The sequence below is a fragment of the Pedobacter sp. MR2016-24 genome (assembly GCF_026239655.1).
Classification (GTDB): domain Bacteria; phylum Bacteroidota; class Bacteroidia; order Sphingobacteriales; family Sphingobacteriaceae; genus Pedobacter.
Window position 1 is genome coordinate 329,218 of record NZ_JAPIVO010000007.1, and the last position, 13,549, is coordinate 342,766.

General features: G+C 39.2%; 10 protein-coding genes and 2 tRNA genes. 9 read left to right on the forward strand and 3 right to left on the reverse strand.

The annotated features are described in order from the left end of the window. Positions 1-202 precede the first annotated feature (202 nt). Positions 203-275 (forward strand) — tRNA-Lys (locus OQX62_RS20035). A 716-nt stretch (positions 276-991) separates the two neighbouring features. Here OQX62_RS20035 and OQX62_RS20040 read toward each other — a convergent pair. Beyond that, entirely contained in the window at positions 992-1,444 is a 453-nt protein-coding gene (locus OQX62_RS20040) for a hypothetical protein (protein WP_265833420.1), read from the reverse strand. Positions 1,445-1,693: 249 nt separating this feature from the next. On the opposite strand from OQX62_RS20040, the gene OQX62_RS20045 reads away from it, so the two are divergent. Genes OQX62_RS20045 through OQX62_RS20065 form a run of 5 tightly spaced genes read left to right on the forward strand, consistent with a single transcriptional unit; the run spans position 1,694 to position 6,173 of the window. Then, entirely contained in the window at positions 1,694-2,353 is a 660-nt protein-coding gene (locus tag OQX62_RS20045) for a DUF1266 domain-containing protein (protein ID WP_265833421.1), read from the forward strand. A gap of 43 nt (positions 2,354-2,396) precedes the next feature. After that, positions 2,397-2,954 (forward strand): hypothetical protein, encoded by a 558-nt coding sequence (locus OQX62_RS20050; RefSeq protein ID WP_265833422.1) that lies wholly within the window; start codon positions 2,397-2,399, stop codon positions 2,952-2,954. A gap of 12 nt (positions 2,955-2,966) precedes the next feature. Beyond that, positions 2,967-3,410: a hypothetical protein gene (locus OQX62_RS20055; protein WP_265833423.1), complete on the forward strand. Its 444-nt coding sequence runs from the start codon at positions 2,967-2,969 to the stop codon at positions 3,408-3,410. Between the two features lie 49 nt (positions 3,411-3,459). After that, entirely contained in the window at positions 3,460-4,212 is a 753-nt protein-coding gene (locus OQX62_RS20060) for a LytR/AlgR family response regulator transcription factor (RefSeq protein ID WP_265833424.1), read from the forward strand. Next, positions 4,212-6,173, forward strand: coding sequence for a sensor histidine kinase (locus tag OQX62_RS20065; RefSeq protein WP_265833425.1), 1,962 nt, complete (start codon positions 4,212-4,214; stop codon positions 6,171-6,173). Before OQX62_RS20060 ends, OQX62_RS20065 begins: the two co-directional genes overlap by 1 nt. Positions 6,174-6,221: 48 nt before the next feature. On the opposite strand, the gene OQX62_RS20070 is transcribed toward OQX62_RS20065, so the two are convergent. Continuing rightward, positions 6,222-6,878, reverse strand: a complete 657-nt coding sequence (locus OQX62_RS20070; RefSeq protein ID WP_265833426.1) for a hypothetical protein — start codon at positions 6,876-6,878, stop codon at positions 6,222-6,224. 127 nt (positions 6,879-7,005) lie between these two features. Then, entirely contained in the window at positions 7,006-8,034 is a 1,029-nt protein-coding gene (locus OQX62_RS20075) for a S41 family peptidase (RefSeq protein ID WP_265833427.1), read from the reverse strand. A gap of 183 nt (positions 8,035-8,217) precedes the next feature. On the opposite strand from OQX62_RS20075, the gene OQX62_RS20080 reads away from it, so the two are divergent. The 3 genes from OQX62_RS20080 (at position 8,218) to OQX62_RS20090 (ending at position 13,484) form a co-directional block, all read left to right on the forward strand. Next, positions 8,218-8,290, forward strand: a tRNA-Lys gene (locus OQX62_RS20080). Positions 8,291-8,605: 315 nt separating this feature from the next. After that, positions 8,606-10,825 carry a TIM-barrel domain-containing protein gene (locus OQX62_RS20085; protein ID WP_265833428.1) on the forward strand — a complete coding sequence of 740 codons (2,220 nt, stop codon included), beginning with the start codon at positions 8,606-8,608 and terminating at the stop codon, positions 10,823-10,825. Between the two features lie 22 nt (positions 10,826-10,847). Then, a complete protein-coding gene (locus tag OQX62_RS20090) occupies positions 10,848-13,484 on the forward strand; it encodes a glycoside hydrolase family 31 protein (protein ID WP_265833429.1) in 2,637 nt (878 codons plus the stop codon). The last annotated feature ends 65 nt before the right edge of the window (positions 13,485-13,549 follow it).

A 13,549-nucleotide genomic window follows, 5' to 3' on the forward strand; every position in this document is an offset into this window, starting at 1 on the left:
TATTCTTCCTGGTCAGATCGTCACTGAAAATAAACTACCGGCCGGGTATGTATATTGATTACGTATGGGTTTATCACTACAAATAATCAACAGGTATTATTTGTAAAAAGATCATTTTATGAATTTTATATAATTTATTATATTATTTATAACAACATAATATAATTTTTTCTATATTCGCACCTCCTTAAACAAAGGAAATGATTCCGTAGCTCAGCTGGTAGAGCATTACACTTTTAATGTAGTGGTCCTGGGTTCGAATCCCAGCGGGATCACGAAATGCCTCAGAGAAATCTGGGGCATTTTGCGTTAGAAAAAAATCAAAGAATTGATCGAATATACCATCCACGCGGAGATCTCATTAAGTCTGATAAATAGAAATTGCTGCTTACATCTATAAGATAGCTTTTTGTAACTATTTCAATAATTACAAAATCTGCGTTAGCAATTCAACATTAGATGCAAACATTTTCAGCTTGTTTTAAAATATGCAGGTCATTGTATTTAGTGACACATTGCGGGGGGTGACCACTTCAACTCTCTTCCTAACAGGTCTTCAATAAAGAATAACAAATCCATAAAAGTATCATAGCTTTTTTGTTGTGGAAATAGAGATAATAATGACTGTTTATTGTATACCGCGGTACGCATAGTTAAATATAATCAAAATTTGTACACAAATAAAGGTGTAATACTGATGATAAAAATGGAGACCAGTGGCTCAGGCAGGACTCTCCGGTTGAAGCAGATCAAATCGGGTCAGGATAGAAATGTTATTGATAGTAAGACGCTGGTAAATTACTACGACTTGGCGTCATATCAGCCCCGTCGCTACTCCATGTGATTTAACTAGTTAAAAATGGTCGGAGTTACGTCGGAGTCAAATCGCCTACAGTACGGCTTAATATACCATCGTCCTATATTCGTCACACTATCGTCCAGCTGTTCCCCCATCTATTTAATTTCATGAAATCTAATGCACTATTCCTGATTATTTCTTAGATGTAATATATCCCTTGAGTTGTTTTTCTAGTTTTCCGCTGGAAACAGTTTTATTAACATCAATATGCGATTTACCCTCTGAATCTATTTTTAGGAGCGACAGGGAAACTTTACTTTTATTTGCCTCAAGTTTTTCAATGGTAACATCCCAGGTACTGGATAAAATAACATCAGCTTTATTACTTTGATTCTTGACAATCAGGTAGTTATTACCAGTGCGTGAAGAATATTTTTCCTTTCTGATGATGAGGTCTGTTTTGAATGAATTATCTCCCATAGATGCGTCAAAACCACCCTCATCTTTCATGAGACTACTTTGAAAATCGCTCACTAAACTGATAGTTTTTTCGAAACTTTTGTTGACAATAAATGATTTTTCCTGAGCATTAGCTAAACTAATGCCTGTAAAAAGCAATAGCAGCAAAAGTTGTAGTTTCTTCATAAGATAATTTAGAATGATTTATACCGAAGTTAATGTTCTTTTAGCCAAATAACAACATACAAATAATCAATTAACAGCAGCAGATAGGTTTTGAAATCAAGCAAATAATCAATCTGATATTATAAGAGCTACCAATGAGTTATTTTGGATTGATCAATCGCTATTAACTGTATAAAAATGGTAAAGACATACGTTTACATGGCCGCTGGGGCGGCAATTCTAATTTACATCATCTATTCAATATATAAAATGATGAACAAAAAAACTAATTTCGAGCCTTCTCCAAATGTGCCCCAAACTACACCAGCGTTACTTAACGAAGACCAGAAAAGAGCATTGACATTTGGCGCAATGTTATTTTACTACAGAGACGAAGAAATACTTGGATTTTCGCCTTCAAATAACATTTATGAATATATAGAAGGGTTGAGAAATCAGTGGGAAATTAACAACCCGTCAGAGGCTAAAGAAACCGTAACTGAACTAATTGCACTGAAACGAAGTACTGAATTCATTCCATTAATTGAGCATCCTTCTCTTGAGCTTAATAAAATACAAAGGCAGATCGGCAAGGAGCTGCAAATCCCCATAAATATTGTCCTTCAAACAAAATCTGCTTACGCTTGGGATCTCTGCAGAGCCGTTTCTTTAACAAAATGGTGTTACTGGGTTGGTTACTTCACCGAAAAAGAAGCCTGGTCACTAATTGATGCAGCAGCAGAAAAAGCGGCCGAAATAGGAAAAGACTGGACAGACTACACCGTATCCTTTTTACTGGGACGTACGGTACAAGGTTTTGATCTGGATGATATTTGCGTGGAAGCACAACAACTATTGAGCAGTAAAGGACCTGTTTTCGGTAAAGTAGCAGATATTGACGTTTATCAGCGGTATTCCTTTAAAAAGTAATATCTTAAGACAAGATTAACCAGCCTCACCATAATAACAACCGATGATAGTCAAAATATTAAAGACATTAGGAATGATTACAATTGCCGGCGTCATTGCTGTTGTATTGTTTATACTGATATTTTGGGGAATTGTAAATTACGGCCGTTATTCCAAGAAAAGGGAGGCCATCGCTTATCAAAAAGGAGTATGTGATACCATTAAAACAATTACCGATGGATTTGCTGTTCAGCCCACAGGCTTCAAGCCAAATGAAGTAAAAACGATACTATTTCAGCTTATTAGGAATGGAAAAGTAAGGCAGGAAAAATTAATTGGTATTATGCCAAAAATGATCAGAAAAAACGAGAACGTTACCATTCCCTTTAACAGCTTTTTAAAAAATGATACCATCACCGTATCTATTAATAATCGCTTATACCTGTTAAATGGGATTGATTTTATTGCATCTCATAATTGGGGAATGTTTGGACCGGTTGGGAGTTGTTTCTGTGAAAGTACCGGCTTCAGGAAAATTAATGGAAAAGAAGTCAGTACTCCTTACAATCAGTTGCGAAAAGAAGAGGGAAAAATAAAATTGTATACTACTCATAAACCTTAAATCATCTACATTATGTTTAAACCAAAACAACAAGACAGTGATAAACACAACGAGATCTTAAAAAACCTGGTTGCTACTTCAGTACAAAATCCAGCAGAGTATAATAATTTTATCTACGGTTATAACCAGACAAAAAAGCTGCTGATTATAACCGTATGGCATAATTACGTTTTGGCCTACAATGATAGTTTTGATAAGTTTGTCTTGTTCACCCTTCATGATGATAACGAAAACGGGAACTGGCAGTTAGGTGAGCGCATTTTTTTTACCAGAGATGAGATCGTGTCTTTCAAAAAAAATATAATGGCTAAACATGTGATTGAGCTAAAAAATGGCAATACTTACAAATTTGTACTTGCGCCTTATATTCCAAATTCCCTGGGTAGTTTTTTAATGCCTATTATACAGGAAGAGAAAGTAACCTCAATTTTGAATAAAATCAAGGCACTGGCATAAGCGCAAAAGAAACTTACTATTTGTATATTTCACCCACAAAATAACATCGATGATTCGTACACTGATTATAGAGGATGAGCCAGCAATCCGTAAGGAAATAGAATACCTGGTCAACCAGCAAACTAATTTCAAGCTACTGGGAACAGCAGCAAGCGTGAAAGATGCACTAAGACTAATTGGCGATACGCAACCTGACCTGGTATTGATGGATATTCAGCTGACCGACGGAACAGCATTCGACATTCTGGATCAGCTGAATGAGGTTACCTTCAAAATCATTTTCATTACTGCCTATAATCACTTTGCAATTAAAGCGATCAAATATGGATCATTAGACTATTTGCTGAAGCCCCTGGACGAATCAGAGCTTAAAGCAGTGATGCAAAGTATAGTAATTAAGCAGGATGACGACCTGTATACTCAGCAACAAAAGCTATCAATCGCTGCCAGCCAAAATCAGCCTGATGAAAGCAACCTGGAAAGCAGGATGATCCTGGCCACACAGGAATCATTACAGGTGATACAGCTTAAAGATATTGTGTATTGTCAGAGTGACGGGGGTTATACCTGGTTCTATTTAGTAAGTGGCGAGAAAATACTGATTTCAAAACCACTTAAGTTTTATGATGAACTGCTGCCGGAAGAATGGTTTTTGAGGCCACATCAATCTTATCTGGTGAACATCATCTACGTTGATAAATACATGAAAGTTGGCGACTTAATTCTTAAAAACAAAAAGGAGATACCTGTATCTACACGCAGGAAAGAATATATTATGCAGCGAATGATGATGATTAAATAATGAGAGAAACTGCTCCTCTTTTATTCATCACTTCAGTTATGCTGTGTTTTTTGTCATGCAAGCAGCAAAATCAGGAAAAAGTAAAGACTGATACAAAGGAAATGCTGCATACTTTGAAAATGGCAAATGAGGAACTCATGAAGAGTTCGTCGCCACTACCGAAGCTCATCTTTTGGAAAAAACAGCTCCTAAATCCAAAATACGTCAGGGATCAGGTGATCTTATCCAAGATTCACTACAATATGGCGGGTGTATATTATGCGATGAATGAAATTGATTCCCTTAAAACACATATGGAAATTGCCTGGGAGCTTATGGAAGGAGAAGCAGGATATGATGAAATCAAGGTATTACTTAATTCTGGATTAGGTAATGTAGCTCATATGGAGGAGAAATTACATCAGGAGAATTATTATTACAACCAGGCTGCACAGATGCTGAATGCAGATACTGCGGTGGGTCTGGCGAAAAGGCAAAAAGTAGGTATCTATTTTTCTGCTGCACAATCCTGTGATCACCTTAAACAATTTGATAATGCTTTTGCATGGAATTACAGGGCAATGGAACTTTTATCACAGATTCCTGATGACCGTCCCGCAAAATTCAGAGCTTACAGTCAAATGGCAAGTTGTTTTAGTCACATACAAAACCATCCGGATTCCCTTTTGCATTACCTCCAAAAGATGGAGCGCATCTATAAACAGGAACCAGACGAAGCAAAAGCCCGCTTTTTGTATGATAGAAAAGCGGTGTATTTTGATCAGGTGAATCAAAGTACCCAGGCAATTTTTTACCGTAAAAAAGCGCTTATGATAGATGAAGAAGAAGAGTCCAGATTAGGTAAGATGGCAGGCTGTGTGCAAACAGCGAATTTATATACCAGCTATGCAGATCTTGCAGCTTCTTTTTTGAGAAACAACCAGGTAGACAGTGCAGGAAAATACCTGGATTTATGTGAAAAATTTGAACTCAAATATCCTGGAAAAGCAGATGAAGGAAACTTTATTGTATATAGGCAAAACCTGATTAATTATCTGTTCGCTAGTAAAGATTATGCAGGTGCAGAAAAGCAGCAAAACCTATTGATGCAACAATATAAGTCCCTCTATGAAAATGAAAATGCTGCAACAGTGGCAGAAATGGCGACAGTCTATCAATTAATTGCAAAAGATAAATCTATCCATACACTCAATGAAACCGTTGGTGAGACTAGGAGCAGACTACAAAGTAATAGATTGTGGCTGTTGATTACCACCTTAGCTGCCCTGTTGTCCATTAGTGTACTCTTTTTACTGTATTACTTTCAGAAACAGCGTAAGCAAAAAAACGAAACAGAAAGGATACAATTAGAGCAGCGCCTGTTAAGAACGCAGATGGAGCCTCATTTTATCTTCAATATACTTTCCGCTTTACAGAGTTTTGTGCGTTTTGACGAAAAAGAGAAAACGCTAAAATATCTTAATCAGTTTGGCAAACTGCTGCGCAGCAGTCTTGAGCTTTCAAGAGAAAGTCAGGTTCCTTTAAGCGAAGAAATATCCGCCCTGGAAAACTACCTCAGTCTGCAGCAGATGCGTTATGACAATGCTTTTAGCTATTCAATTAATATCCAGGAAGATGAAGATACTGAAAGTATTTACCTCCCTCCTATGCTGATACAACCATTTGTTGAAAATTCAATATTACATGGTTTTGATCAGGGTAGTAAAAATGGAAGGATCGATATTGATTTTGACCTTAGTGAAAAGATGATCAAAGTAAGCATTACGGATAATGGTAAGGGGATAGACGATCACAAAAGTGATAAATCTCATAAATCTCTTTCTACTACCATTAGTAAAGAGCGTTTGAGCATAATCGCTAAAGAGAGTGGATTACCTGCCGGCATTTCTATTAAAAGTAAGAGGAATGAAGGGACAACTGTAATACTCATTATACCCGTTACAACTGCACATCTTCGCTAGCTGAACTCTACCAGCGATTTAATTTGTTTGCTGCAGTGTTAATCTTGCCTATCTATTACGCTTATTAATGAACATGCATTGAACGGCACCATTTTTCTGACTTTTGATTAGAACGGAGTTCCCGTTATAGGATACCGTAATAATGTCACCTGAAATATCTTTTCCCCCTCTCTTCCTGATACTTTTGATAATTTTTATCACACGGTAATCCTGATCAAAAGTATTCCTCGTGCTCCTGGTTTCCGTCAAATTATCATTCAAAAAAACCTGTTCTTCAAGGTAAATAATAAATCCTTTTGGATTGTAAACCGTTTTAAATTCCCGGTGTACGCCATATGAACCGTATTTGCTATACTCTTCTGTCATCGAAGAATCCGTATACTGATAGCTGTATTTTTCAGCATTGCTCCGATAAGATGAAGTGTCTTCATCGCTGATTTTTTCCCAGTCTTTTTTTCGGTCAAAAAAAGTATCAAGTCCCGTTGATTTAAATGCTATACCACTTACATATTCCTTCAAAGTATCTACATCCTTGAAATTCAGGAACTTATTCGTTTTAAAGACATCATAAGCAATGGTGCTTAATTTTTCATTTTCTGATGGTTTATAAATACCTGTGTCCTGGCTCTTTCCCTCAAGGGATAAAAAGACGCAACATACTGCTATTATACATGTATTTTTCAATACAAGTTTTTTATATTTCATTTGATCTGTTCTTGAATAACATGACAAAATAGCTTTATTCTTCGTGTATTTATCAGCAGCTCTATCTTTGGTACACAATCCTAATTAAACGCATGCGCTAATTTATTATCTGACTTACAAACAAGGATTATTGCTGTTTTTTGAGCCATTTTAAAGCCTGATTAACTTTCATATCCAGATTGATATCTTCAAAATTATCCTCACCATTAATCAGTACATCCGGCGAAATATACTTTTTATATATTTTGCCATTTCTATCTGCATCGTAATCTACAGCCAGATTTAAACCGGCAAGACTATTAATCTTGAAACCTTCATTTGCTGTAGTATATCCTGCAGTATTTTCACCGATTAAAATGGAACGTTTCCGGCCAATGGTGCTGATTGCCACAACTTCACCAGAACTGGCTGTTCTGCCACTAATCAATACTGCAAGTGGAATCAGTTCATTCTTTTGTAATCCGGTTGAGGGCAGTGTAGATACCTGCTGCTGATCCAGATAAATATTTCCTCCCTTTAGTATCCATTCTCCATCCTCTTCACCATGCTGATTCACAAAGCTGCCGATTTTCCCTTCCCCTATTAATTCGGACAAACCCGCGAGCATCTGAAACATACTCCCCCCTGTATTTAGTCTCAGATCCAATACCCATCCCCGGATCTGCCTGGTGTTCACTGCTGCAATCGCTCTGCGAATTGCCTGCGCTTCTTTATTAATATTTTTACCACTAAAATCATTATTGCCTGGCAGCAGGATATATCCGGTGTGTTTATCCAGCAACTTAACTACCAGCGTATCATACCGTTTTATGGCATTAATCACAACTTTGTTGAGATAAGGTTCATTGCTTTTCCAGTAATAGGACTTGTCCTTATATTTCAGTACTCCATGATGGTCGTCAATATGCTCGAATATATAAGGAAATATAGCTGCTACAGCTGCGTAATCATCTGCGCCATCAGCTTTGTCGTAAACATCTTTTTTCAGCATCTGCCAGTCTATTTTATCTCTATTTATTGAATTCGCCTGAATCAGCGCTAAACTCTTATCGATAAATACTTTTACGCTGTCAGCCATTTTTACTGGTCGATTTTGAGCAGAGAGGTTAAAAGAGAAAAGAATTGTGGTAAAGAAAATTATTATGAGATGTTTCATCTGTTAAAGATGATACAAATAGCCAATTGGTTGCAGTGAAAAAAAATAAAGATTAATTTATTTTAACCTATTGATATACTATACATTAAGCATAAACCCTGATTTCAATCCGATTTTTATTAGAATAAGTTGTGACAACATGATTTATTTTTCTATCTTCGCACCTCCTTAAACAAGGAAAATGATTCCGTAGCTCAGCTGGTAGAGCATTACACTTTTAATGTAGTGGTCCTGGGTTCGAATCCCAGCGGGATCACATCTAAGACTATCACAACATATCACCCTGCAATCACACGATTAGCAGGGTTTTTGTTTTTTAAGGATTTCCAGAATTGTACATGATCTCTTTTTGCAAAAAAAAGACTGGACTGACAGTAGAGACATGAACAAAGCTAATTTATTCCGTGTTTGATTTTCAATATCTAAAAACAACGCATTCCATTGATTTATAATTAGATGAAGATAATATCAATTTGATTTTCTTTTCCTCTGATATCTTCATGGCTTAAAAACGTTAGCTGTTCTTTTACTTTGTGACAACGTTTAAATACGCTTAACCAAATTTACAACCATGCAGTCTAAGTCTGAATTTCATTTACAAAAGCAATCTTTTAGATTCAAACCATATGCCAGATACTTATATCTATTTATTATTCTTACTATAATCTGCTCCAGCCCTTTATTCGCTATTAATGTACCCATCAGTAAATCTGGTATTGTAGGTAAGGGCATAGCAGTTTTCATCCCTCAGGGCTACGATCAGCAAAAGACACCAACTCTAATGCTGAAAAAAGAACGCGCCATATCAGGACCTGTACCTCCGACCTGGAAAATCAGGCCGGAATTTACGGTGGCAAATGGCAAAACCAATGCAACAGTGATGTTTAGTGGAAACATTAGTCTGTATGGTGGCGGCGAAGTAACCGGACCGCTATTGCGCAATGGCAAAAAAATCAAACTCTGGAATACTGATAGTGGTGCTTATGGTGTTGATGAAGGCTCAAGATTGTATCAAACGCATCCCTGGGTAATGGGAGTAAGAGCAGATGGAAGTGCCTTCGGCATTCTCTTCGATAGTTATTGGAAAGCTGAAATGACTACCGAAAATGACAGGGTGGAATTTGAAAGCGAAGGTCCTGTATTTCGTATTTTTGTAATCGACAGAAACTCGCCGCAGGAAGTAGTAAAAGGCCTTGCAGAACTGACCGGCACAATGGAGATGCCGCCAAGGTGGGCATTAGGGTATCAGCAATGTCGATTTTCTTATACATCAGAAACCCGCGTCAAAGAAATTGCAAACACCTTCCGCACCAGGATGCTGCCATGTGATGTGATCTGGATGGATATCGATTATATGGAAGGTTATCGGGTATTTACATTTAATCAGCAAAACTTTCCCAATCCAAAACAGTTAAATGCAGACCTTCATTCAAAAGGTTTCAAATCAGTATTTATGATTGATCCCGGGGTAAAAGCTGATCCCTCCTATTCAGTCTACAAATCCGGTTCTGCCAATGATATATGGGTAAAAGATCAATCTGGAAAAGAATATCATGGCAAGGTGTGGCCGGGTGATTGCGCTTTCCCGGATTTTACGATGCCCAAAACACGAAAATGGTGGGCCGGATTATATAAAGACTTTTTAGCCACCGGTATTGATGGAGTATGGAATGATATGAATGAGCCGGCTGTGAACGACAGTGAATTTGCAAAAGATTTACAACTCGGCACTATGCCTTACAACACACCGCATCGCGGTGGCGGAAATCTGCCTGCAGGACCTCACCTGCTTTATCACAACGCTTACGGACGACTAATGGTTGAGGCAACGAGGGACGGAGTGCTGGCGGTGAATCCGGAAAAGCGTCCCTTTGTATTAACAAGAGCTAACTTATTAGGCGGACAGCGTTATGCAGCTACCTGGACGGGTGATAATTACGCGGATGAACGTTTCATGAAGTTATCTGTACCTATGTCCCTAACCCTTGGCTTATCCGGACAACCCTTCAGCGGCCCTGACATTGGTGGTTTCCTGGGCAACACCTCTGCCGATCTTTGGGGCCAGTGGCTGGGTTTTGGGGTCTTTCTGCCCTTTACCAGGGGGCACGCCTGTGCAGGCACAAACGATAAAGAACCCTGGGCATTCGGACCTGAAATGGAGCAAACTTCCAGAATTGCTTTAAACCGTCGTTACCGCCTATTACCTTATCTGTATACTTTGTTTTATCAGGCGCATCAGACAGGTATGCCGGTTATGCAGCCATTATTTTTTGATAATCCGAAAGACACCACCCTGCGAAATGAGGAACAGGCGTTTTTATTGGGCAAAAATCTCATGGTAGTGCCTGCTTTTGCAAAAAATACACATTTACCCAAGGGTAAATGGGAAGAACTACACCTGGTAGAAGGCGAAGAGCATGATAAATACCAGGCTAAATTACTGCTCAAGAGTGGCGCCATCATCCCGGCCGGAGAGGTAATTCAGCATACCCTGGAGAACTCGATTGCTAATCTTTCCTTATATATCAACCTGGATCATAAAGGAACTGCAAGCGGGGAATTATACTGGGATGCCGGAGAAGGATGGGCTTTCAGAAAAGGAGATTATAAGCTGCTGAAGCTTCATGCCAAACTTGAAAATGACATCGTTGCTATTTCGCTTCTTACAGACGCAGGCAGCTATCCTATTGCGAAGGAAATCCGATCAGTTAAGGTCTTTGTCATTCAGGACGGTAAGCAATTTATAGGTAATGGCGACCTTCAGCATGGCGTTCGCATCAATATAAAATAATCTCATCAAATATCATTACAATATGTTCCGCTTTAATGTAAATAGTACTTATTTATTCAAAATAGCATTGCTGCTGTTACTGCCCTCCGTACAAATGAGTATAACCTGTGCACAAACAACGATGCATCCGCTGGCCAATGCAAAGGCAGTGATACAATCGGGACAGGCTCGGTTCACAGTACTGACCCCCCGTCTAATCCGCATGGAGTGGACGTCTACTGCGCCATTTATGGACAAGCCTACCTTAACCGTTATCAACAGGAACTTACCTGTACCAAAGTTCAGCTCCAGTGTGGAGAATAATGATCTGGTCATCCGCACTGAGGAGCTCGAGTTACGCTATAAAACCGGATCAGGGAAGTTCAACGCAGATAATTTAGTGGTCAAGGCTTTAACTCCACCTCATTTCTTTAGCTGGTCGCCAGGCAAGGCCCAAAAAGGCAACTTAAAGGGGACTTCCAGAACACTGGATAATTATGACGGCGACTATCACATCTGGGATAAAAAGAAGATGGAACTGGAAGATGGTCTGTTGGCTACCGACGGATGGACAGTGATTGATGATGCTCAAAAGCTTCTTTTTGATAATTCTGAATGGCCATGGGTAACTAACCATCCTGCTAAAGATTATCAGGATTTTTACTTCTTTGGTTACGGTCACCAATACAAAAAAGCTTTGTACGATTATACACAGATTGCGGGACGTGTACCCCTGCCCCCTCGTTATGCCTTTGGCTACTGGTGGTCGCGCTACTGGAGTTACTCTGACAATGAAATGCGGGATGTGGTAGAAAACTTTAAATCCCACAATGTGCCGCTGGATGTGTTTGTGATTGATATGGACTGGCACCAGACTGATAGTCTGCGTACAAAATATGATGTGTTCGACCAAACGAAACACTGGACCGGCTGGACCTGGAACAAGCGTCTCTTCCCGGATCCTGCGAATGCGTTGAGCTGGATGAAAACAAAAGATCTGAAGGTGACACTTAACCTGCACCCTGCATCGGGCATTGCCCCTTTTGAAGAGCCGTACCAAAGAATGGCCAGAGCGCTGAACTTTGATACCAGCACCAGGGCGAATATCCCTTATGAAGGCTCAAATAAAAAATTTATGTCTTCCCTGTTTGATCAGGTATTGCACCCGATGGAAAAAACAGGTGTAAGCTTCTGGTGGCTCGACTGGCAACAATGGGCTAATGATAAAAAAATTCCTGAACTCAACAATACCTGGTGGCTCAACTATGTGTTCTTTACTGATATGGAACGCAGGAATACCACGCGTCCGCTGTTGTATCACCGTTGGGGTGGACTGGGCAATCACCGTTATCAGTTAGGTTTTTCCGGAGATGCCGTAATTTCATGGAAGTCGTTGGCCTTTCAGCCTTATTTTACCAGCAGCGCATCGAATGTGCTTTACGGATACTGGAGCCATGATATCGGCGGGCACCAGTTTGGACCAGGTTCAGATCAAAAACTTGACCCTGAATTGTACGTACGCTGGATGCAATATGGTGCGCTCAGTCCAATCTTTCGCTCGCATTCCTCCAAAAATGCAAATCTGAACAAGGAAGTCTGGAATTTTAGCGGCCAATACTATGACGCCCTGAAAAATGCAATCAATCTGAGATATGAACTGGCACCATACATTTATACCATGGCTCGCAAAACTTACGAAACAGGTATTTCAATCTGCCGACCACTCTATTATGATTATCCGGAAGATGAAGAGGCATATCAATTCCAGTCAGAATACATGTTTGGAGATGATATGCTGATTGCACCTATTGTTGAGGCGATGGACAAAGGACAATCAAAACTTAAAGTCTGGCTTCCTGAGGGAAATAACTGGTTTGAATGGCACACAGGCACTTTGTTAAAAGGCGGACAAAAGGTTAAACGCAGTTTCTCTTTAGAAGAGTATCCGATCTATGTAAAAGCCGGAGCTGTGGTTCCTGCCTACAAGCAGACCAAAAACCTGTCAGTTCAGCCAGATAAATCAGTGATAGCTATTTTCCCTGGCGCAGATGGATCTGCTAATGTTTATGAAGATGCTGGTAATTCAAAAAAATATGCAACGGAGTATGCATCAACATCAATTATATCTAAGTACCTGTCGGGCAGAAAGCAGGAGATTACGATCAGGCCGCGTAAAGGTACTTACCCGAATATGCCCCTGGAAAGAACATATGTAGTGCGTTTGTTAGGTGCAGAAATGCCGCGTTCTATTTTAGTAAACAATAAAAAAATGAACTATGCTGTTGAACCGGGTATAAATACATGGAATTACAATGGTAAAGATTTGTCTGTAGAAATCTCATTACCTGAAACAAATTGCGCCCGGCAGCAACGCATCACCGTTCAATATGATGAAAATGATAAAATCGATGTAAATACCGGCCTGGTAAAAAAGTTCCGTCAGCTGAGCAAAACTGTCACTGCCCTAAAGTTCAAAGACGCAGATATTATTTTACCGGAGCTTGTAGGACGCTGCGAAGAAACCAACCGAAGTTTGTCTTATTATCCTTCGCAGTTCTATAAAAACCTGCGCTACTTTGAAAGTCAGTTCAGCAACCTGTCACAGGCAATTATAGAAACCACGAATAAAGACAATGTGAAATGGTTTGAAGAACAGCTCGACCAATTGAAAAACAACTAAAAAATAATATAAGCTGATCATCATGGAGCAGAAAAAACTCCATGATGCTTCTTTTGCTGGTAGAT